18 protein-coding genes are annotated in these 23,702 nt (G+C 40.4%); 12 read left to right on the plus strand and 6 right to left on the minus strand.

Annotated features, from left to right (window positions below; genetic code table 11):
• Positions 1-546: 546 nt before the first annotated feature.
• The 10 genes from PVK71_RS18345 to PVK71_RS18390 all read left to right on the plus strand — a co-directional run bounded on the left by PVK71_RS18345 (position 547) and on the right by PVK71_RS18390 (position 14,889).
• On the plus strand, positions 547-2,220 hold the full coding sequence (locus PVK71_RS18345) for an ABC transporter substrate-binding protein (RefSeq protein ID WP_130048893.1): 1,674 nt from the start codon (positions 547-549) through the stop codon (positions 2,218-2,220).
• Positions 2,221-2,367: 147 nt separating this feature from the next.
• Positions 2,368-3,354, plus strand: a complete 987-nt coding sequence (locus PVK71_RS18350) for an ABC transporter permease (RefSeq protein WP_130046209.1) — start codon at positions 2,368-2,370, stop codon at positions 3,352-3,354.
• Between the two features lie 2 nt (positions 3,355-3,356).
• Complete coding sequence (locus PVK71_RS18355; protein WP_130046210.1) at positions 3,357-4,382, plus strand: ABC transporter permease; 1,026 nt, start codon at positions 3,357-3,359, stop codon at positions 4,380-4,382.
• 1 nt (position 4,383) lies between these two features.
• Positions 4,384-5,367: an ABC transporter ATP-binding protein gene (locus PVK71_RS18360; RefSeq protein WP_130046211.1), complete on the plus strand. Its 984-nt coding sequence runs from the start codon at positions 4,384-4,386 to the stop codon at positions 5,365-5,367.
• Positions 5,368-5,389: 22 nt separating this feature from the next.
• Positions 5,390-6,385, plus strand: a complete 996-nt coding sequence (locus PVK71_RS18365; RefSeq protein WP_130046212.1) for an ABC transporter ATP-binding protein — start codon at positions 5,390-5,392, stop codon at positions 6,383-6,385.
• A 48-nt stretch (positions 6,386-6,433) separates the two neighbouring features.
• A complete protein-coding gene (locus PVK71_RS18370; protein WP_274420544.1) occupies positions 6,434-8,152 on the plus strand; it encodes a glycoside hydrolase family 9 protein in 1,719 nt (572 codons plus the stop codon).
• Positions 8,153-8,154: 2 nt separating this feature from the next.
• Positions 8,155-9,030 carry an N-acetylglucosamine kinase gene (locus PVK71_RS18375; protein ID WP_274420546.1) on the plus strand — a complete coding sequence of 292 codons (876 nt, stop codon included), beginning with the start codon at positions 8,155-8,157 and terminating at the stop codon, positions 9,028-9,030.
• Between the two features lie 21 nt (positions 9,031-9,051).
• Complete coding sequence (locus PVK71_RS18380) at positions 9,052-10,953, plus strand: beta-N-acetylhexosaminidase (RefSeq protein WP_274420558.1); 1,902 nt, start codon at positions 9,052-9,054, stop codon at positions 10,951-10,953.
• 38 nt (positions 10,954-10,991) lie between these two features.
• Positions 10,992-13,397, plus strand: coding sequence for a GH36-type glycosyl hydrolase domain-containing protein (locus PVK71_RS18385; RefSeq protein ID WP_130088227.1), 2,406 nt, complete (start codon positions 10,992-10,994; stop codon positions 13,395-13,397).
• A gap of 79 nt (positions 13,398-13,476) precedes the next feature.
• A complete protein-coding gene (locus PVK71_RS18390; protein ID WP_274420547.1) occupies positions 13,477-14,889 on the plus strand; it encodes a phosphoglucomutase/phosphomannomutase family protein in 1,413 nt (470 codons plus the stop codon).
• Between the two features lie 76 nt (positions 14,890-14,965).
• On the opposite strand, the gene PVK71_RS18395 is transcribed toward PVK71_RS18390, so the two are convergent.
• The 6 genes from PVK71_RS18395 to PVK71_RS18420 all read right to left on the minus strand — a co-directional run bounded on the left by PVK71_RS18395 (position 14,966) and on the right by PVK71_RS18420 (position 21,014).
• Entirely contained in the window at positions 14,966-16,006 is a 1,041-nt protein-coding gene (locus tag PVK71_RS18395) for an ABC transporter ATP-binding protein (RefSeq protein WP_274420548.1), read from the minus strand.
• Positions 16,006-17,637, minus strand: a complete 1,632-nt coding sequence (locus tag PVK71_RS18400) for an ABC transporter permease (RefSeq protein WP_274420549.1) — start codon at positions 17,635-17,637, stop codon at positions 16,006-16,008. The genes PVK71_RS18395 and PVK71_RS18400 overlap by 1 nt, the downstream gene beginning before the upstream one ends.
• Positions 17,638-17,704: 67 nt before the next feature.
• Entirely contained in the window at positions 17,705-18,718 is a 1,014-nt protein-coding gene (locus PVK71_RS18405) for a Fe(3+) ABC transporter substrate-binding protein (protein ID WP_130046220.1), read from the minus strand.
• A gap of 172 nt (positions 18,719-18,890) precedes the next feature.
• On the minus strand, positions 18,891-20,120 hold the full coding sequence (locus tag PVK71_RS18410) for an ammonium transporter (protein ID WP_130046221.1): 1,230 nt from the start codon (positions 20,118-20,120) through the stop codon (positions 18,891-18,893).
• A 17-nt stretch (positions 20,121-20,137) separates the two neighbouring features.
• Entirely contained in the window at positions 20,138-20,476 is a 339-nt protein-coding gene (gene glnK / locus PVK71_RS18415) for a P-II family nitrogen regulator (protein ID WP_274420550.1), read from the minus strand.
• 169 nt (positions 20,477-20,645) lie between these two features.
• A complete protein-coding gene (locus PVK71_RS18420) occupies positions 20,646-21,014 on the minus strand; it encodes a YacL family protein (protein ID WP_130046222.1) in 369 nt (122 codons plus the stop codon).
• A gap of 138 nt (positions 21,015-21,152) precedes the next feature.
• Here PVK71_RS18420 and PVK71_RS18425 point away from each other — a divergent pair, with 138 nt between their 5' ends.
• Positions 21,153-22,298, plus strand: a complete 1,146-nt coding sequence (locus PVK71_RS18425; protein WP_274420551.1) for a sugar diacid recognition domain-containing protein — start codon at positions 21,153-21,155, stop codon at positions 22,296-22,298.
• A 126-nt stretch (positions 22,299-22,424) separates the two neighbouring features.
• Positions 22,425-23,690 carry a GntP family permease gene (locus tag PVK71_RS18430; RefSeq protein WP_274420552.1) on the plus strand — a complete coding sequence of 422 codons (1,266 nt, stop codon included), beginning with the start codon at positions 22,425-22,427 and terminating at the stop codon, positions 23,688-23,690.
• Positions 23,691-23,702 lie beyond the last annotated feature (12 nt).

Consider the following 23,702-nt stretch of genomic DNA (forward strand, 5'->3'; position numbering starts at 1 on the left):
GCGAAATAAGCCTTCCAAAATCTATTCTTAATACCGCTAAATTTACGAATATCAGTACTTAATACCCTAGGTTTAATCAGTTTGTCATAATAATGAGAAGCGACTCACAACAAATTCAAGGTGATAATTTTAGCGGTAAAATTAACGATAAAGTTCACTAGTGACCCCTATCACCATCTATCTAACAAAAGCCAAGTCCATTACAAACAAAAGATAACAGAGTTAGTAATCACTAACATCTAACTTTATAGTACGGCATTTACATGAATAATATCACACAGCCAACTCAGTTCAAATAATGAACAAAATAATTAAAAGTAACGGTTTTAACGTTAAATTGATCAATTTTGCCGTTTTTAACGGTAATCGAAATTGACGTTTTAATGTAAAAGCGCTTTTCTATACATGCCCAAGGCCTACAGGCCACTCAAAAAACATTTAAACGCAATTTGGAAAAATGGATTTGAGGTAGGTCTTTAATGTGTGTTTATCGAATTGATAAAGACGTATATATCGTGAAACTAAAGCAAAGAGTAAGGAACAGCTATGCTTGCCAATATTAAAAAAACTACACTAGCTGCTGCTGTATTAGCAGCAACAACGGGTTTTGCAGCAACAGATGCAGCTGCTCGTAGTGAGCTAACAGTAGTGCCAGATTTCTACCCTACAATGATCCAAAACTTTAACCCATACTTAGCAACTAACCTTCGTACAACAACTGATTTTGTTTACGAACCATTAGTTATCTTTAATGAGATGCACGGTAATAAACCTGTAATGCGTCTTGCTGAAGACTTCCGTATGTCTGACGATCTTATGAGTGTTACTTTTGACATTCGTAAAGGAGTAAAATGGTCTGATGGTGAGAAATTCACAGCGGATGATGTGATTTATTCTTACCAACTATTAAAAGACAAGCCTGAGCTTGATCAACGTGGTATCAATAAATGGGTAACAAAAGTTGAACGCGTAAACGAATATCAAGTTAAATTTAGCCTATCTGAAGCTAACTCAAACGTTCCATACGAAATTTCATTAGTTCCAATCGTTGCTGAACACATTTGGTCTAAAGTTGAAAACCCAACAACGTTTACTAACGAAAATCCAGTAGGTACAGGTCCATTTACTGAAATTGATACTTTTACACCACAACTTTATATTCAATGTCGTAACCCGAATTACTGGGATAACGACAACCTAGATGTAGACTGTTTACGTGTACCTCAAATCGCAAACAACGACCAATTATTAGGTAAAGTAGTTAACTCAGAACTTGATTGGACTTCATCTTTCATTCCTGACATTGACCGTACTTACGCTTCAGCAAGTCCTAACCACCAATACTGGTACCCGCCATCAGGTACACAAGCATTCATGGTTAACTTCAAAAACCCTGATGCAGCTAAAAATGAAGCACTAACAAACGTTGAGTTCCGTCGCGCTATGGGTATGGCTCTTGATCGTCAAACCATCATTGATATCGCATTCTACGGCGGCGGTACTGTGAATGATTTCGCATCTGGTCTTGGTTATGCATTTGAAGCATGGTCTGATGAAGCTATTCATAACAAGTACAAGAAATTCAATACATACAATGTTGAAGCGGCTCAAAAGCAACTAGCTAAAGCAGGCTTTAAAGACATTAACGGTGATGGATATGTTGAAACTCCATCAGGTAAATCGTTTGAGCTTCTAGTGCAATCACCAAATGGTTGGACTGACTTCAACAACACGGTTCAACTTGCTGTTGAGCAACTAGATGAAGTTGGTATTAAAGCAAAAGCTCGTACTCCAGAGTTTGCGGTTTACAACCAAGCGATGTTAGATGCAACTTATGATGTAGCTTACACTAACTACTTCCACGGTGCCGATCCTCACCTATACTGGAACAGTGCTTATAACTCAGCACTTCAAAATGGTGATGGTATGCCACGTTTCGCAATGCACTACTTCAAAGATGCGAAACTGGATGCACTACTTGATAGCTTCTACAAAACAGCTGACCGTGATGAGCAACTAGAAATCGCTCATGGCATTCAGAAAATCATTGCAGAGAATCAAGTAACAATCCCTGTAATGTCTGGTGCTTACATGTACCAATACAACACTAAACGCTTCACTGGTTGGTGGAACGAGAAGAATCCTAAGGGTCGTCCAAATATCTGGGCAGGTATCCCTGAGCGTCTTCTACACGTTCTTGACCTAAAACCTGTTAAGTAATATGTAACTATCTTTGCGGTGTACCCCTTGTGCACCGCCTATTCCCCCCTTCCCTACTAGCTAAAGGAATGGCGCTCGTCGTCAGGGGTTTTTATGTCCTGATTTCCAGGTCAGGCAAACAATATCTGGATGAGTAAGGTGTGAGTTATGGGATTTTTTCTAAGACGTTTATCGTTCTATTTTATTGCGTTGGTCGTTGCTGCAACGATTAACTTCATCATTCCGCGAGCAATGCCAGGTGATCCTGTTGTCATGATGTTCGCTAATGCAACCACTCAGGTAACTCCTGAGCGTATCGAGGCGATGAAACAACTGCTTGGTTTTGTTGATGGCCCTCTATACGAGCAATACTTTATCTACATCAAAAACATTCTAACTTGGGATCTAGGTACTTCTATCAAGTTCTACCCTTTAAGTGTAAATACACTATTAGGCGGCGCATTTGGTTGGTCTCTATTTCTTGCTGGTACCGCGGTTGTTTTGTCTTTCTCTTTAGGTTCAATCCTAGGTATTTTCGCAGCGTGGAAACGCGGCAGTGCTTATGACACATTCATCTCTCCTGGGATGCTGGTTATTCAAGCTGTCCCACAAGTAGTTATTGCTATGCTTGCCATGTTTACTTTTGCTGTCGGCTTAAAATGGTTCCCAACAGGGTATGCGTATACCCCAGGTGTTATTCCTGATTGGACAAGTTGGGCATTTATCAAAGATGTTGCTTATCATGCAATACTTCCACTGTTATGTGCTTCAATCGTTCAAATTGGTGGTTTCCTAATTAACATGCGTAACAACATGATTAACCTACTTGGTGAAGATTACATCACCATGGCTAAAGGAAAGGGATTAAGCGAAAACCGAGTTGTATTTAACTATGCTGCACGAAACGCAATGCTTCCAAGTGTTACTGCTTTATCAATGTCACTAGGTATGGCGATTGGTGGTCAATTAATCGTTGAGATTATCTTTAACTACCCAGGTCTTGGTTCTGTACTATTTAACGCTATCACATCTCGTGACTACCAAGTTCTTCAAGGTCAGCTTCTTATCATGACTCTGTTCATGCTGTTCTTTAACCTTCTTGCTGACATGTTATATGTTGTTCTAGACCCTCGCCTACGCAAGGGAGGAAAATAATAATGAAAGGCTTAATTAAATTACTTTCTGGTAACCCTAAATCTCTATTTGGTTTAGGTATCCTATTCATGTTTATCTTTATTGCTGTGTTTGCACCATTTCTTAGTGATCACGCACCAGATAAACGTACAGGTAAACCACATGAATACCCAAGCTTTGTTGTAAACGCAGCTCAGAATAACCCTGATGGTTGGGTATCTGAAAACCTTGCGACAGATCGCCGTACATTACTAATGTCTAAGAAAGCAGATCACGTAATGGGAACGACTCGCATGGGTCGCGATGTTTGGTCTCAACTTGCTCATGGTGCTCGTGTATCACTAGCAGTAGGTTTTGGTGCTGGCTTAGTTGTGTGTTTCTTAGCAACGATTATCGGTATCTCTGCAGGTTACTTTGGTGGAAAAGTGGATGATGTACTAACAGCAGCAATGAATATCATGCTGGTTATACCTCAATATCCACTGCTATTCGTTCTTGCTGCCTTTATTGGTGAAGCTGGGCCGATGACTATCGCCCTCATCATAGGGTGTACCTCCTGGGCTTGGGGTGCTCGTGTTATTCGCTCCCAAACCTTAGCGTTACGTGAGAAAGAATTTGTAAGAGCTGCCGAAGTATTAGGTGAGTCATCATGGCGTATCATCTTTGTTGAGATTCTTCCAAACCTTATCTCAATCGTTGGTGCTAGTTTTATCGGCTCAGTGATGTATGCAATCATGATGGAAGCAACAATCTCGTTCTTAGGTCTTGGCGACCCAAGTACAATCAGTTGGGGCATCATGCTTTACAACGTACAAACATCATCATCAATTCTAATTGGCGCATGGTGGGAATTAATAGCCCCTTGTATGGCTCTGACTATTCTAGCTATCGGTCTTGCAATGCTGAACTTTGCGGTTGATGAAATTGCAAACCCACAACTACGTTCTCATAAAGGCATGAAGCGCTGGAAAAAACTAGCGGCTCAAGACACTAACGAACGTAAACCAGATTTAGGCAAACCAGAATTAAATTGGAACAGGGAAGATTAATATGACTGACCCACAAATTTCTATCCGCAATCTATGTGTGGATTACATTACTGAATCAGGTGATGTACGAGCAGTAAACAATGTGAGTTTTGACATTGGTAAAGGTGAAGTCTTTGGTCTAGCAGGCGAATCTGGTTGTGGTAAATCAACTATTGCATTCTCTTTAATGCGCCTGCATAAGCCGCCTGCATTCATCACTGGTGGTGAGGTTATATTTGATGGTCAAGACATCTTAAAATATAGCGACCCAAAAATGCAGGCTTTCCGTTGGAGTGAAATGTCAATGGTGTTCCAAAGTGCCATGAACGCATTAAACCCAGTACTTCCGATGGAAGAGCAGTTTTGTGATGTAATCATGCGCCATACCACAATGACTCGTGAGCAAGCGATTACTCGCGCTCAAGGTTTATTGGAAATTGTTGATATTCACCCGAGCCGTTTAAGTGATTATCCTCACCAGTTCTCTGGTGGTATGCGTCAGCGTTTGGTTATTGCCATTGCATTAGCACTTAACCCTAAAATGATCATTATGGATGAACCAACAACGGCACTTGATGTTGTTGTTCAACGTGAAATTTTACAGAAAATTTATGCGCTTAAAGAAGAATTTGGTTTCTCAATTCTATTTATTACGCACGATTTATCGTTAATGGTTGAGTTCTCAGATCGCATTGGGATCATGTACTCAGGAGAATTGATCGAGGTTGCCTCTTCAAAAGAGATCTTAACCTCTCCTTACCACCCATATACAAAAGGGCTGGGAAGTTCATTCCCACCACTAACGGGGCCAAAAACCAAATTAACGGGTATTCCTGGAAACCCTCTTAATTTATTAGAAATACCGCAAGGTTGTCGCTTTCAGTCTCGTTGTGATCGTGTACACGAAGCATGCCGTACGATTCCTACACAGCTTCGTCAGATTGAGCCTGGTCACTTGTCAAATTGCCACCTTTACGGTGAGACAATTGCACAAGCAAAAGCATAAAACGGATTTTCTGGAGTAAATTATGAGCAAAGCATTTGGCGAATTACTGATTGAAGGTAAAAATCTAGTTAAAGATTTCCCTGTAAGCAGTAACGCACTAAAAAACCCAATGATGCGAGCGATCAACGACGTATCATTCAAAATGTACAAAAGTCGTGGTCTTTCTGTGGTTGGTGAATCAGGTTCTGGTAAATCCACTACAGCAAAAATGATCGCAAAAATGTATGCGCCTACAGGCGGTACAATTGAATACAAAGGTCGTGATATTCAAGATATCGTTAAGAAAAGTGACTTAATGAGCTATCGCGAAGGTGTTCAAATGGTTTGGCAAGACCCATTTGGTTCTCTAAACCCTACCCATAACATTTTCCATCATATTGCTCGTCCTCTTCTTATTCACAAGAAAGTGGCTCCGGGTAATAAGAAAGAGTTAGAAGAGCGTGTGTATGATCTTCTTGAACAAGTAGGTCTAATTCCACCAAAAGAGACTGCGGCTAAATTCCCGCATCAACTTTCAGGTGGTCAACGTCAGCGTGTAAACCTTGCTCGAAATATTGCAGTAGGTGCCGAAGTAGTACTTGCTGATGAGCCAACATCCATGCTTGATGTATCTATCCGTGCAGGGGTTCTTAACCTGATGGAAGAGATGAAGTTTGAGAAAGAAATGTCTCTACTTTACATCACGCACGATATCGCAACTGCTCGTTACATCGCAGAAGATCTCGCGGTAATGTATGTTGGGCATATGGTTGAGTGGGGAGATACTGATGAGATCATCCATGATCCTCAGCACCCGTATACTCAATTACTAGTATCAGCAGTGCCAGATCCAAGCAAATCGATCCATACCAAGTTGAAAGGTAACAAAGGGGAAATTCCTCTTTGGACACCAGAATCAGCAGGTTGCCCATTTGCCGGCCGTTGTACTCACGTAACAGAAAAATGTAAAGAACGTATGCCTGGCGTAACAAAACTGTCAGACAACCATTTTGTTCGTTGTTACTTATACGAAAATTAATTTCATTAGTAATATCGAACAGCAGTAATTGGTATTTTGGAGAAATAGATGCAACTGTTAACTAACCATATTGGATATGAAACAAACGGACCGAAATCAGCGGTATTATTGACTACCACTGCCTTAGCACAGCCAATATCAGGTCAAATTGTTTGTACTCAAACACAAGAGGTAAAACACCGTTTTTCTATTTCTTCATCAAACCAAGTTGCTCATTGGCATCAAGGTTACTTTGCTGAGATCTCATTTAATGAATTCTCAGAACAGGGAGAATTCATTCTTGTTATCGAAGGAGCGATTTCTCACCCTTTTATTATCAAAACCAACCTATTAATGAGTCATACATTTTCTGATGTTATGCACTACTTTAAATCACAACGTTGTGGCGGAATTTTTGATAAGCAAGATAAGCAAGCCCCTTTATTAAACAGTAATAAAACCGTCGATGTTCATGGTGGTTGGTACGATGCGTCTGGTGACGTAAGTAAATACCTCAGTCATTTGTCTTATGCAAATTATCTTAACCCTCAGCAAATTCCGATGGTTGTTTGGAATATGCTAAAAGGATTAGAACTAACACAAAACCTATCGGATTTTGCCGCATTCTCTCGCACCCGTCTTACGGAAGAGGCGTTATTTGGTGCTGACTTCCTAGTTAGAATGCAAAGTCCGGAAGGTTTCTTTTACATGACGGTATTTGACAAGTGGAGCAAGGATATCAATCAACGAGATATCTGTGCTTATGCAACCCAAGATGGTCTAAAATCTGATGACTATCAAGCAGGATTCCGCCAAGGTGGTGGCGTTTCTATCGCCGCATTGGCCGCAGCATCTCGCTTAGCAACAGATGGTGAGTATACTCAAGAAGAATATCTCGCAGCAGCAGTAAAAGGTTACTGGCATTTAAAAGAAAACAATCTTAGTTACTTAAATAATGGCAAAGAGAATATTATTGATGAATATTGTGCTCTACTTGCCGTTATTGAGCTTTTCAAAACAACTCAAGATAACACCTTCTTAATTGAAGCGCGCACTTGGGCAGATAAACTATCAGCTCGTCAACAAAGTGATGATAATTTCTCACATTTCTGGTCAGCGACTGATAATGGCGAACGTCCATATTTTCACGCAGCAGAAGCTGGCCTTCCTGTTATTACGCTATCTCAATACTTAGAAGTAGAAACGGATAATAGCCGCAAAGCTCATACTCAACTAATTATCAACCAAGCGATTGAATTTGAATTAACTGTATCTTCTGAAGTATTCAATCCATTTGGTTACCCAAGACAATATGTAAAACCCGTTAATGGTGAAAAACACAGCGCTTTCTTTGTTGCTCACGACAATGAGTCAGGTTATTGGTGGCAAGGAGAAAACGCACGACTCAGCTCTCTTGCTAGCATGAGTTACCTTGTTCTGCCGCACTTGGCATCAACTAATGTAAAACAAAAACTCACTGAATTTGCTCAGCATAATTTGAACTGGGTATTAGGCCTAAATCCTTATGACATGTGTATGTTAGACGGTCATGGACACAACAATCCTGACTACTTACCTCATTTAGGCTTCTTTAATGCTAAAGGTGGTGTTTGTAACGGTATTACAGGCGGGTTTGACGATGAAGAAGATATCGCATTTAATCCAGCACCACACGGTGAGGACATGTTGCAAAACTGGCGTTGGGGCGAACAATGGATCCCTCACGGAGCATGGTATCTATTAGCCATTATGTCTCAATCTGCTTATTACTCAGAGAAAGGAGCATAATCATGACGCATTTATACATAGGTATTGATGGTGGTGGTACGTCTTGTCGCGCTCGAATTCGCAATGCACAAGGTGAGTTACTTGGTGAAGCGAAGAGTGGCAGCGCCAACATCTTGCTTGGGGTCGATGTCGCAATGGATTCGATCATTGATGCCATCACTCAAGCTGCTGCACAACATAATTTAACTGACGCAGACTTCTCTCGCATGCACGTTGGTTTAGCCCTTGCTGGCGCTGAACAAAAATCCGCTTGGCATAACTTTATGCTACAAGCTCATCCTTTTGCCTCAATGGTTCTTAATACCGATGCTTACGGCGCTTGCTTAGGTGCTCATAAAGGTAAAAACGGTGCCATTATGATTGCTGGAACTGGCTCTTGTGGCATCTACATTCAAGATGCTCAGCAACATGTTGTTGGCGGTCGAGAGTTCCCAATATCTGATCAAGGTGGCGGAGCAATTATGGGCCTTAATTTAATTCAACATACGCTTTTGGCTTCTGATGGTATAAAACCTATGACAGCTCTAACCGAACATGTATTGGCGCACTTTAATCATGATATCGATAGCATCGTTGATTGGTCTAAAACGGCTCGTCCATGTGATTATGGACAGTTTTCTCCAACTATCTTCGCTCTTGCATTAAAAGGAGATGATCTTGCTATTGAGCTGTTACAGCAAACAGCTAGCGATATAGAAATGTTCTTAACTGCTTTAAATAAAAAAGGCGCAACACAAATTGCGTTAATGGGAAGTATTGGCGAACGCATTGTTGAGTGGTTATCCCCTTCTATTCGCCAATATTTAGTACAACCACAATGTGATGCGATTGAAGGTGGCATCATGATGGCAGGAAAAGCAGAACATAACCTGTTCTAGCATTTTTATAAGGAAAATATGATGGATTATCGTGTTGATCTTGTTGTTTTGTCAGAAAAAGACAATCTAAGCCGCTTTGGCTTAACCTTACATAATTTAAGCGATGTGGATCTTCATCATTGGCAATTTCACTTTACGATTGATCGCTTCATAGCTCCACACAGCAATACGCAAGGTACTTTAGAGCAAACCGGTAGCTTCTGTAAGCTTATTCCAAATGCTAACCAAGTACTAAAAGCAAACAACCATTATTACGTAGAGTTCAGTATTGGAACTGCTCCTTTTCGTTTTATTTCTGATGGTCTTGATGATGCAGCGATATTCATTGCTGATGCTATAAAACCTCAATTTTTAGAGGTATCTATTTCTCCAATAGTATTAGCATCACCACATACTGAGCGCACTCAAATTCCAAGAGTGGCACCTGCTGAATTATCGCTAATTCCAAAACCAGAATCAGTTCAACGTCTTGATGGGTTATTTAATTTAACGAATTCCTCACTTGAGATTCAAACTCACTTAGCAGAAGGGCCTGCGACATGGCTAAGTGAAGAGCTAAAGATAATTACATCAAAAAATCATCCGATTAGTGATAATGGGCAGATCCAATTTATTGCTAACCCAACTCTAGATAGAGGGGCTTACAAAGTCTCAGTGATAGAAGATAAAGTCACACTCCATGCTGGCTCAAGTGAAGGCTTTGCTCATGCTTGCGCGACATTATTGCAACTAATTAATGAAGACACACTGCTAGTACCATGCGTGAAAATTAAAGATCAACCACGCTTTCACTACCGCGGCATGATGTTAGATTGTGCAAGACACTTTCACCCTCTTGAACGAGTAAAACGTTTAATCAATCAATTAGCTCAATACAAATTCAATGTTTTCCATTGGCATCTCACTGATGATGAAGGATGGCGCGTTGAGATCAAAGCATTTCCAGAATTAACTCAAGTTGGTGCTTGGCGTGGTTCTAACCATCTTTTAGAGCCTCAATATACGCATGTTGCTAGCTCTCATGGTGGCTTTTACTCACAAGAAGAAATTAAAGAGGTGATCGCTTACGCTGAAGTTCGTGGTATTACCGTGATCCCTGAAATTGATATCCCTGGGCATTGTCGTGCTGCTATTAAAGCACTACCTCATTTATTAGTTGATACCGACGATCACTCAAATTATCGCAGTATCCAACATTACACAGACAATGTACTTTCTCCTGCATTAGAAGGAACTTACACCTTTATTGATACGGTACTTGAAGAAGTTGCTGCACTTTTCCCTGCTCCATATGTTCATATCGGAGCTGATGAAGTTCCAAAAGGCGTTTGGACAGACAGCTCAAAATGCCAAGAACTAATGAAACAACAAGGCTATAGCGATCCTGTAGAGCTTCAAGGCCACCTACTTCGTCACGCTGAAACAAAATTGAAACAGCTTGGTAAAAGAATGCTTGGATGGGAAGAAGCTCAACATGGCAATAAAGTCAGTAAAGACACGGTTATTTATTCTTGGTTAAGCGAAGAAGCGGCACTTAACTGTGCAAAACAAGGCTTTGATGTGGTACTTCAACCTGGACAAACGACTTACTTAGATATGGCTCAAGATTACGCTCCAGAAGAACCAGGAGTTGATTGGGCTAATGTACTTCCTCTTGAAGATGCATATAACTATGAACCATTAGCAGAACTTGCTGATAACGACCCTATTCGTAAACGAATTCTTGGCATTCAATGCGCGCTTTGGTGTGAAATCATCAATAACCAAGAGCGTATGGACTACATGATTTTCCCACGCCTTTTAGCGATATCTGAAGGTATGTGGACACAAAAACAACACAGAAACTGGACAGACTTTTTATCAAGGTTAAATGGACGATTACCAACCCTAACACGTCAGGGTATTAATTTCCGTCAACCATAAGTCACCCAATTATTAGTATTTTAGTTAAGGATAAAACAATGAAATACGGCTTTTTTGATAACGATAACCGTGAATATGTAATCACTCGCCCTGACGTACCAGCACCATGGACTAACTATTTAGGTACAGAGAAATTCTGTACGGTTATTTCTCACAATGCTGGCGGTTACTCTTTCTATAACTCTCCAGAGTATAATCGTGTTACTAAATTCCGTCCAAATGGCACATTTGATCGCCCTGGACACTATGTTTACTTGCGTGATGATGAAACTGGCGATTACTGGTCAATCTCATGGCAACCTGTAGCTAAAAGCTTAGATGAAGCAAGCTACGAAGTTCGTCACGGTTTGTCTTACTCTAAGTTCAAATGTGACTACAACGGCATTGAAGCAACTAAAACTTTATTTGTTCCAAAAGGTGAAGACGCTGAAGTGTGGGATGTGGTTATTAAGAATACTAGCGATAAGCCTCGCGTTATCTCTGCATTCTCTTTTGTTGAATTCTCATTCAGCCATATCCAATCAGATAACCAAAACCACCAAATGTCATTGTACTCTGCTGGTACGTCTTACAATGAAGGCGTGATCGAATACGATCTTTACTACAATACCAATGATTTTGAAGGTTTCTACTACTTAGCATCTACGTTTGATCCTGATTCATACGACGGCCAACGTGACAGCTTCTTAGGTGCATACCGTGACGAAGCAAACCCAATTGCGGTTGAAAAAGGTCAATGCTCTAACTCGGCTCAAACCTGTTACAACCACTGTGGTTCGCTTCATAAGCAATTCACTATTCAACCGGGCGAAGAAGTTCGTTTTGCTTACGTACTTGGCCTAGGTAAAGGCAATGGTGAGCGTCTACGTCAAAAATACCAAGATGTAGCTAATGTAGATGCCGCTTTCCAAGAGATTAAAGATCACTGGAGTGAGCGTTGCGATAAATTCCAAGTTAAATCACCAAACGAAGGTTTGGATACAATGATCAACACTTGGACACTGTATCAAGCTGAAACCTGTGTGGTTTGGTCTCGTTTCGCATCATTCATCGAAGTAGGCGGACGTACGGGTCTTGGTTACCGTGATACCGCTCAAGATGCGATCTCTGTACCTCATGCAAACCCTGAAATGACTCGCAAACGTATCGTAGACTTATTACGTGGCCAAGTTAAAGCGGGTTACGGTCTACACCTATTTGATCCTGACTGGTTCGATCCTGCAAAAGCAGACGTGAAACCATCAAAGTCACCAACCGTTGTTCCTACTCCATCGGATGACGATAAGATCCACGGTATTGAAGATACGTGCTCTGATGACCATTTATGGATCGTTCCTACTATCATCAAATATGTAATGGAAACTGGCGAACACTCTTTCTTCGACGAAGTGATCCCATACGCTGATGGCGGTAACGCTACTGTTTATGAGCACATGAAAGCGGCGTTAGATTTCTCTGCAGAATACGTTGGTCGTACTGGTATTTGTAAAGGTTTACGTGCTGACTGGAATGACTGCCTGAACTTGGGTGGTGGTGAATCATCAATGGTTTCATTCTTACATTTCTGGGCATTAGAAGAATTCCTAGATTTAGCAAAATTCCGTAATAATGACGCTGATGTAACTAAATACTCGGAAATGGCAGCTAATGTACGCGAAGCGTGTGAAACTCATCTTTGGGATGAAGAAGGCGGTTGGTACATTCGTGGTCTAACCAAAGATGGCGACAAAATTGGTACAGCACAGCAAACTGAAGGCCGTGTTCACCTTGAATCAAACACCTTGGCGGTTTTATCTGGTGCTGTATCTCAAGAGCGCGGTGAGAAAGCGATGGATGCGGTTGATGAGAACTTATTCTCTGAATACGGTTTACACCTAAATTCACCTTCATTCGCAACACCAAACGATGATATCGGTTTTGTTACTCGTGTTTACCAAGGCGTAAAAGAAAATGGTGCAATCTTCTCCCATCCAAATCCATGGGCTTGGGTAGCAGAAGCGAAACTAGGTCGTGGTGACCGTGCAATGAAATTCTACGACGCACTAAACCCATACAACCAAAATGACATGATTGAAAAGCGTGTTGCAGAACCATACTCATACGTACAATTTATCATGGGTAAAGATCATCAAGATCATGGCCGAGCTAACCACCCTTGGTTAACAGGTACTTCTGGTTGGGCTTACTTCGCAGTAACTAACTTTATTCTTGGTGTACGTGCTGGATTTGAAGGGTTAACGATTGATCCTTGTATTCCAACTGATTGGCCTGAGTTCTCGGTGACTCGTCAATGGCGTGGTGCGACATACAACATTCAAGTTAAGAACCCTAACTCAGTAAGTAAAGGCGTTCAATCTATCACGATTAATGGCGAAGAAGTTAATGGCGCAGTCCCTGTTCAAGCAGAAGGCAGTGTGAACGACGTTATCGTAATCATGGGTTAAGTTCGTTTAATTAACGCTTAATTTAAATGATAAAAGTAAGGAGCTTATTACAAGTTCCTTACTCTAAAAGGAATTTACAATGATTCAATTTGGTACTGGCGGATGGCGTGCTTTCATTGGTGAAGAATTCACTAAAGACAATGTACGCCTTGTTGCTCAAGCCCTATCTAATATTATGATCAATGAACAAGCGCAAGAAAAAGGCTTTGTTATCGGTTATGACCGTCGCTTTCTTTCAGATAAAGCAGGTAAATGGTTTGCTGAAGTTGTTGCAGCAAATGGCATTAAAGTCAGTTTTATTGACCGATTTGTCCCAACGCCAATTGTTATGTTTCAAGCAAAAGAGATGGGATGTATTTACTCGGCTTGCATTACAGCCTCTCACAACCCTGCTGATTACAACGGCGTTAAAGTCTTCATTGAAGGCGGACGCGATGCTGATGAAATAATCACTCAAAAAATTGAGCAACAAATTGCGCATTTGACGCAGCAAGATGTCAGCAGTGTCGATTTTGAAGATGCATTAAATGATGGTTGCATTGAAATCATCAATCCAATGAACGCATTCGTTGATTCCATCGTTAACTTTATCGATATGGAAGCCATTAAAAAAGCGAATTTACGTGTACTGATCGATCCTATGTTTGGTGTAGCAAAAAATGCCCTACAGACCGTATTAATTAGTGCTCGTTGTGATGTTGACGTTATCAATGATGGTGAAAACCCTTCTTTTGGCGGTTTAATGCCATCTCCAAATGCAGCAACACTTTATCGTTTAAAACACTTAGTTGCTCATGATGGTTATGACATTGGTATTGGTACCGATGGTGATGCTGACCGTCTAGGTATCATTGATGAAAAAGGTAATTTTATTCATCCAAATGAAGTGCTATTGCTACTTTATTATTACCTACTTGAGTACAAAGGCTGGAAAGGCTCTGTTGTGCGTAATATCGCGACCACTCACTTATTAGATAAAGTTGCCGCGGATCACGGTGAAAAGAGCTTTGAGGTTCCGGTAGGCTTTAAGCATATTAGTTCACAAATGGAAGCGGATGATTCTTTACTTGGTGGTGAAAGCTCGGGTGGCTTAACTATTCGTGGTCATATTAAAGGTAAAGATGGCGTATTCGCTTCAAGTTTATTAGTTGAAATGATCAGTGTAACAGGAAAGAAATTATCTGAAATGCTTGATGAAATTTATGCTAAATATGGTTATGCCTATACTGCCGAAGGCGACTGTACTTTTAAATCAAGTGAAAAAGAAGCACTGTACAATAAAATTTATATTGAAAAACAACTGCCTGAATTTGAATATGAAATAGAAAAAGTAAGCTATGAAGATGGTGCGAAAGTCTATTTCAAAAATGGTGGTTGGGTGATTGCTCGCTTCTCAGGAACAGAGCCATTGCTAAGAATTTTTTCTGAAATGGAAGACCAACTAACAGCAGAAAAAGTACTGAATCAAATGAAAGCTTTCCTTTCTCTTTAGTTTCTACGTTTTAACTAAAACCAAAATTCTAAAGAATTAACCCAGCTAATACTTGAGTCGATTAGCTGGGTTCTTTTTATTTATTTTCTTGAACAAAAACAATTGGGCAATGAGGTTTAATATCCACTCTCACTTTCTCCCCATTCGATAATGCGTCATTAGAAACACCAATCAGTTGAGTGCCATTAAGCTCAACAATATAACGACAAGTATCTCCCATGAATTGCAGCTCTTGCACTACCGCCTCTCCCGCATTATCTCGATACAAGGTTATATTCTGTGGACGAAGCAACACGTCTGCTTTTTTATTAAGATCATCAGAACTGCGACCACAAGAAATGAAGCCAACGGCCGTTTCAATATTGCCATTTTGATCAATCATGCCTGATACGTACGAGCCACCACCTAAGAAATCAGCCACAAAGCGACTGTTTGGTGAATAGTATAAATCATTCGCACTGCCAAACTGCTCTATCACACCATGATTCATTACCGCTAATTTATCAGAGAAAGCAAAGGCCTCTTCACGGCTGTGGGTCACGAAAATTGCAGTTACACCTTGAGCTTTAAAAATACGGCGGATTTCTTTAATTAAATCATGACGTACTTGAGTATCAATATTAGAGAATGGTTCATCCAATAGCAGAAGATCTGGCTCACTGGCTAGTGCTCTTGCAATAGCAACACGCTGCTGTTGACCACCTGATAATTGATGAGGATAACGATCTCCAAAGCCACTTAAATGCACAAGATGAAGCATAGATTCAACTTTTTCTGTCGCTCGCTGCTTTTCCCAGCTCTTTAAGCCAAAACCGATATTTTCATTTACCGTAAGATGGGGAAACAATGCATAATCTTGAAAGATCATACCTATATTTCGCTGCTCTGGTGGTAACCAGGTATCACTGTCAGTAATCACCTTACCATTAAGATTCATTTCACCTTCAGATAAAGGCAAAAGACCAGCAATCGCTTTTAATAATGTTGTTTTACCGCAACCACTCGCCCCAAGTAGACAGACTATTTCACCAGACTCAACATTTAGTGATAGCTGAGTCAGGATATCTTGATCATGATAACGACAAGTCAAATTAGAGATAGATAATGCAGAATTCATTAATGATGTTGCTCCAGAGAACGGTTAACTATAATCAACGGGATCAAGCCAACTAAAACCAATAATACTGCAGGCATTGCTGCAATTTCTAATTGCTCGTCAGAAGCAAAGTTAAATACATACGTTGCAAGAGTTTCAAAGTTAAATGGACGCAATAGCAATGCCGCATTTAACTCTTTCATGGTTTCAATAAAGACTAATAACCCAGCAATCAAGCAACCACGACGAATTAATGGAAAATGCACTCGACGTAACATCGACCATGTTCCACAACCTAAAGTTCGTGATGCCATGTCTAATGAAGGGGGGATTTTATTTAAATTACTTTCAATCGACCCAATCGCAACAGCTGAAAAGCGAGTTACAGATGCAAAAATTAACGCAAAAATTGAACCTGAGAAAATTAAACCAACCATTCCAAAGCCTAATTGTTTTGAAATATCATTCACAAGATGATCCAACCCAATCATTGGTAGCATGACCCCAATGGCAAGTACGGTTCCTGGAACTGCATAGCCAAGAGATGCCAAACGCATTGGTATTACACTCCATTTATTATTTGGTTGTAAACGGTGTAAAAAATTCACCACCAAAGCAATAATGACAGCGATAACGGCAGCAATAGAAGATACGTATAAGCTGTTTATTGCGTACTCTTGAAACTCTGCCGTCCAACTCTCTTCAAAGTAATGAAAAGAATAACTAATCAATTGTAACAACGGAAAAATAAATGCGATGGAAACCAATCCCCAACACCAAGTAAATGCGCCCCATTTTTTCCAACCATGAAGTTCATATTGAAATTCTTCATTGGTATTAAACTTCTCTTGGAACATTTTTTGTTTACGACGGCTATAACGTTCACCACTGATGAGCAATAGGATCCCCATCAACATAAATGCGGACACTTTCGCAGCCGCATTCAAATTCGAGTAGCCTAACCACGTATCATAAACCGCCGTCGTTAACGTATTAACCGCAAAGTAGCTAACCGTACCAAAATCTCCTAACGCTTCCATCGCTACAAGAGATAAAGCTACCGCAATAGAAGGTCTTGCAAGAGGCAAAGAGATACGTTTAAAACTTTCCCAAGGTGTACATTTCAGTAGACGAGCTGATTGCAACAAACTGATGTTTTGTTCCATAAATGCAGCACGAGCAAGTAAATATACGTAGGGATAAAGAACTAAAGACATCACAAGAATAGCACCGGTTAAGGTACGAATATCAGGGAACCAATAATCCCCGTAGGATTGCCACCCGGTAATATCTCGAAGTAATACTTGGATAGGTCCAGCAAAATCTAACCAATCGGTGTAGATATAGCCAACAATATAAGCAGGCATTGCTAAAGGAAGCACCAACGCCCACTGCAAAATAGAAGAGGAAGGTACGCGACACATGGCCATGAACCATGCAGAAGGAACCCCTAAAATTAAGGAAAAGAACATCGCACCAAATACTAATAACACCGTATTTAACGTATAGGTAGGTAACACAGTATTAAACAGATGAGTAAAAATATCATCGGTATTACCTAGTGCGGTATATAGGATCGCTAAGATCGGCAAAACCAGTAGTAGAGATAAACTCCAACTACTGGTTTTCCAGAATAATAATTTTTCTTTCATTGCCTAAACTGCAAGGCTCTTTTTTAAATGGTGAGGTATTGTTACCTCACCAATAGTAAATATCAAATTAAAGATCAAACTTCACTTCATCTAAAAGTTTAATTGCTTTAGTGTGGTTATCTGCAATCGCATCTAGAGATAGTGTATCGGCTTTGAAATCCCCCCAAGATGCAACTAACTCAGAACGTTTAACACCAGGTTTTACTGGGTATTCATAGTTCACTTCAGCGTACATACCTTGAGCAACATCACCTGTTAAGAATTCCATTAGTTTTAATGCATTGTCTTTATTTGGTGCGTATTTAGCCATCGCCATACCACTCACATTAACATGAGTACCATCAGTATTTTGATTTGGGAAATTAATGTATACCGATTCTGCCCATGGCACTTGTTTAGGATCGTTAACCATTTTACCTAGGTAGTAACTATTACCTAAAGCAAGATCACAAAGACCTTCTTTAATCGCTTTAACTTGAGCACGATCATTACCTTGTGGTTTACGAGCTAAGTTGTCTTTTACACCTTCTAACCATGTTTTTGCTTCTGCTTCACCATGATGAGCAATCATAGAAGAAACAAGAGAAACATTGTAAGGATGCTTACCACTACGAGTACAGATTTTACCTTTCCACTCAGGATTTGCTAAATCAGCATAATCAAAATCAGCACCTAACTTACCAACACGGTCACGAGATGAATATACGTTACGAGCACGTAGCGTTAATGCGAACCACTCATCATCTGAATCACGGTATTGAGCAGGAACGTTAGCATCAATCGTTTTGCTATCTACTGGTTGAACTAGATTTTTATTTGTTAACTCAGCAAGACGGCTAATATCTGTTGTTAATATAACATCAGCAGGGCTTAATTCACCTTCTTGAGCTAGCTTTTCAGCCAAGCCTTTTTTAGCAAATTTCACGTTAACTTTAATACCAGTCTCTTTGGTAAACTCTTTAAACATTGGCTCAACCAAGAAAGGCTGACGGTAAGAGTAAACATTAACTTCTTCAGCAGCCATAACACTTGGTGCAAACATACCTGCGATTAGTGCAGAAACTGATAATAACTTTTTCATGATATTCCTTTAATATTTCTCTAGTTACAAATGGTAATAAGAATACTTATCAATATCGCTATTATACAAATCAATTCTTAAATGGCAATGATCTCACGCATTATTTACTAAAAAAGCCCCAACATTGTTTATGTTGAGGCTTCATAATTTGTAAATAAATATTAACTTAGCTTTATTTCACACTAACAAACTCAGGGTAAGCATCGATGCCGCAGTCATGTACATCCATTCCTTCAAGCTCTTCATCCTCTGATACGCGAATGCCCATGGTTGCTTTTAATATCGCCCAAACAACTAAACTAGCACCAAATACCCAAGCAAAAATAACCACAGCTCCAAATAGTTGAGCACCAAAGGTTGCATCTGCATTGTTAAGTGGAACAACCATCAAACCAAATAAGCCACATACGCCATGGACAGAAATCGCGCCCACTGGATCATCAATCTTAATTTTATCAAAACCAACAATACTAAAGACAACCAATGCACCAGCAACAGCACCTATACTCACAGCCGCTAATGGAGACGGGGATAAAGGATCCGCGGTAATCGCTACAAGCCCAGCTAATGCACCATTTAATACCATGGTTAAATCCGCTTTGCCCCACGTAGTTTTACATACGAATAACGCTGTGATTGCACCAGCTGCAGCTGCAGCATTAGTATTCAAAAAGATTTGACCTACTGCTGTTGCATTCTCAAAATCTGAAATCATTAATTGAGAACCTCCGTTAAATCCGAACCAACCAAACCATAAGATAAAGGTTCCTAATGTTGCCAGTGGCATGTTAGAACCAGGAATTGGGTAAATTTGGCCTTTCTTACCGTACTTACCTTTACGTGCGCCAAGTAATAGCACACCAGCTAATGCGGCTGAAGCACCAGCCATATGTACAATACCAGAACCGGCAAAGTCACTAAATCCTGCTTCAGATAAGAAGCCACCACCCCATGTCCAATACCCTTCCATTGGGTAAATAAAGGCCGTTAAGATGACAGAGAACACAAGGAAAGACCAAAGTTTCATACGTTCAGCCACTGCACCAGATACTACTGACATTGCGGTAGCAACGAAAACCACTTGGAAAAAGAAGTCAGACTCTAGTGAATGATCGGCCCCTTCTGATTGAGTTCCAATTAAAGCGCCAATAGAGGGCATAATTCCACCCGCCGTATTATCAACATACATGATGTTATAGCCGACAACTAAATACGTGGTGCAAGCAATCGCATATAAGCACAAGTTCTTAGTTAATATTTCCGTGGTATTCTTTGAGCGAACTAAGCCCGCCTCTAACATGGCAAAACCTGCTGCCATCCACATAACCAAAGCACCTGACATTAAAAAGAAAAAGGTATCTAGGGCATAACGAAGTTCTGATACAGTTGTTGAAAGTTCCATAATTGTTTCCTCTATCCTTAAAGTGCTTCAGTGTCAGTTTCGCCAGTACGAATACGCACCGCTTGCTGAAGGTCATACACAAAAATCTTACCATCACCTATTTTTCCGGTATGCGCAGCTTTTGTAATCGCCTCAATAATATTGTCTACATGCTCTGCTTGAACGGCAATTTCAAGTTTTACCTTTGGCAAAAAATCGACTTGATATTCAGCGCCACGATACAGTTCTGTATGACCCTTCTGACGACCAAACCCTTTTACTTCTGATACCGTCATTCCATCGACGCCAGCATCAGAAAGCGCTTCACGTACATCATCTAATTTAAATGGCTTTATAATGGCATTGATTATTTTCATGCTTCAGTCCTTGAATTATTTGTAACTTATACTTAACAATTCAATTCATGTGCCAACTTTGAAAATGCAATAATTTCAATATGTTAATGTTATCCATTTCCAATAACAAAAAAAAGGCTGCACTAAATAAGTGCAGCCTTTCCCTAGTATTGAGCAATAACAACTAATATCAGAAGCGTCGAATAAATGCTTCCCAACTTTGGAGCATAGTTTCAAAGTCCTCTAACCCACATACTGAAATACATTCATCGTCATACATATGAATATCTTCTTCAAACTCTTCTTCTGAGTTTTCAAACAGCACGTTTTCCTGCACGATAACTTCTTGATCACTTAGGATAAGTGTCATCACCTTTCCTGAGCGCTTCCATTCGTCTTGAGTATTTTTTACTGCTGCTATTTGCTGATACAACTCTGCTAATAGCTCAGTATCTTTTGCAACATCTTCCACTAGCCAACGCCCCATAGCCTCATGCCCCATAGAAAAGTTCGCATGATAGGTGCCATCGAGTGTATTTTTCTTAAATTCGTAATCCATCGGAAACCCTTACGATAATTGACGTTAGCTCACACGTTTTTAACCAAAGACAGTGCTGAGCTATTTTCCTCCAGTATAATCCTATCCCTAGTATTTTTATAGCTAAGCCCCTTATTCCATGATGAAAGAGATTCAACCATGCAACTAACCACCGTGATCGCAAAGCAAATCGTTGAACGTTCAATGAAAATCATCAAGCATTCTGTCAATGTGATGGATGAGTTTGGTGTGATCATTGGTTCCGGCGATCCATCTCGTCTTAATTGCCGTCATGAGGGCGCTATTTTAGCTATTAATGAGAACCGTATTGTCGAGATAGACCACTCTACAGCCCAGCAATTACGTGGGGTAAAAGCGGGGATCAACTTGCCTATTATTTTCCAAAATCACATCATTGGTGTGGTTGGTATTTCAGGCCACCCAATAGATATTCAACAATACGGTGAATTAGTAAAAATGACTGCTGAACTAATCATAGAGCAAGCGGCATTAATGACAGAGATACAGTGGTCGAAACGACATAAGGAAGAGTTGGTTTTACAGCTAATTCAACCTTCTGATCTCAACACTCAACAACTGTATTCGATTGCTGAACGCTTAGAACTCGATCTTCATCAACCTAGGATCGCTACCATTATTAAGGTTGATTCATTTAAAGGAGAGAATCTCTCTCTTACTCACCTACAAAAACTAGTTCATTTATTAGAATATCCTGAACGCGATAATTTAGTGGCAATTAGCTCTGTAACTCTAAATGAAGTCGTGGTTTTAAAACCTATTACGCTGACTGATAGTGGCTGGAATAGATCGCACGAAGAAAAACGTATTCGCCAACTTTTCCAAAGGATCTCTCATGATGAAAAGTTCACGATAAAAATAGCGCTTGGTGATTACTTTCCAAATCTAGAAGGGCTGGCGCAATCTTATATGACAGCCAAAGCCACCATGAATACTGCCAATTCAAAAAGTCGTATTCTTTTTTACCAAGATAATGTCTTGCCTGTTTTAATTGATGGCTTACAAACCGATGCATGGCGTTCAGAACAACTCGCCCTTCCAATCCAAAAATTAATGGCCAGCGATACAAAAGGTATTTTAATTAAAACGCTTCGAGCTTTTTTTAGTCATAATTGTGATTCAGCTCAAACCTGCAATACGCTTCATATTCATCGAAATACTCTTCGCTATCGAATAGACAAAATACAACAAGAAACATCATTAAATATCAATAAGATAAATGATCGCACTTATTTATATTTATCAACACTATCAAGTTATACATAATACACATTTGTGCAACTGCACAATCAAAGGTCTACCCAGACGATAAAATTTGTTCATTCGTCTAAAGCTTATTTCTATGCTTAAAGATAGATTACTGGCATCTTAATTATTAAATGGAACGTTAATATGATCGAAGTATCGACTTTAGGTGCACTCGCCGCCTTAACCGTTGCAATAACACTCATTTTGAAAAAAGTACCGCCGGCTTATGGCATGATCATTGGTGCTTTAATCGGTGGTGTTATTGGTGGTGTATCACTTACAGATACCGTTAACTTAATGATAGGTGGTGCGCAAGGCATTGTTACTGCTGTGCTTCGTATTCTAGCTGCTGGTGTTCTTGCTGGTGTTCTAATCGAATCTGGTGCAGCAACCTCTATTGCTGAAACCATTGTAAAGAAAGTCGGGGAAACTCGAGCTTTACTGGCTTTAGCGGTAGCAACAATGATCTTAACCGCCGTTGGGGTTTTTGTTGATGTTGCTGTTATCACCGTAGCTCCTATTGCGCTAGCTATTGCTCGTCGTGCTGATCTTTCAAAAATGGCGATTCTATTAGCTATGGTTGGAGGCGGTAAAGCGGGTAACGTTATGTCTCCTAATCCAAACGCCATTGCAGCGGCTGACGCATTCAATGTCCCTTTAACCTCAGTAATGGCAGCAGGTGTGATTCCTGGCTTATTCGGTCTAGTCTTTGCCTATTTTATCGCTAAGAAATTAGTCAATAAAGGCAGCAAAGTTCAAGAGCATGAAGTCGTGGCGGTTGATCATTCTCGCTTACCAAGTTTCGTTACTTCAATCGTCGCTCCTCTTGTTGCTATTAGCCTTCTTGCTCTACGTCCTATCGCTGGGATTAACGTTGATCCACTCATCGCACTTCCACTTGGTGGTTTACTAGGTGCTGTTGCTATGGGGCGCTTTAGAGACACCAATCACTTTGCAGTATCTGGCCTTTCTCGTATGGCTCCAGTGGCGGTAATGCTACTTGGTACCGGTACTCTAGCTGGCATTATTGCGAACTCTGGACTTAAATCAGGCTTAATTGAAATATTAACCGCCTCTGGTCTTCCTTCTTATTTATTAGCGCCAATCTCAGGTGCCATGATGTCACTCGCAACAGCATCAACGACCGCAGGTACAGCGGTTGCAGCAAGTGTCTTTAGTCATACTATCTTAGAGCTTGGCGTTCCTGCTCTTGCTGGTGCTGCAATGATCCACGCGGGTGCGACAGTATTTGATCACATGCCACATGGTAGCTTCTTTCATGCAACAGGTGGCGCAGTTCACATGGACATGAAAGAACGTTTAAAACTTATCCCATATGAATCAGCGGTTGGTCTTATGATCGCAACTGTTTCAACGCTCATCTTTGGTGTCTTCGGTTTATTTGTTTAATAAGGCTTTATT

Origin of the sequence: Aliivibrio sp. S4MY1 (genome assembly GCF_028765545.1) — a bacterium.
GTDB lineage: Bacteria > Pseudomonadota > Gammaproteobacteria > Enterobacterales > Vibrionaceae > Aliivibrio.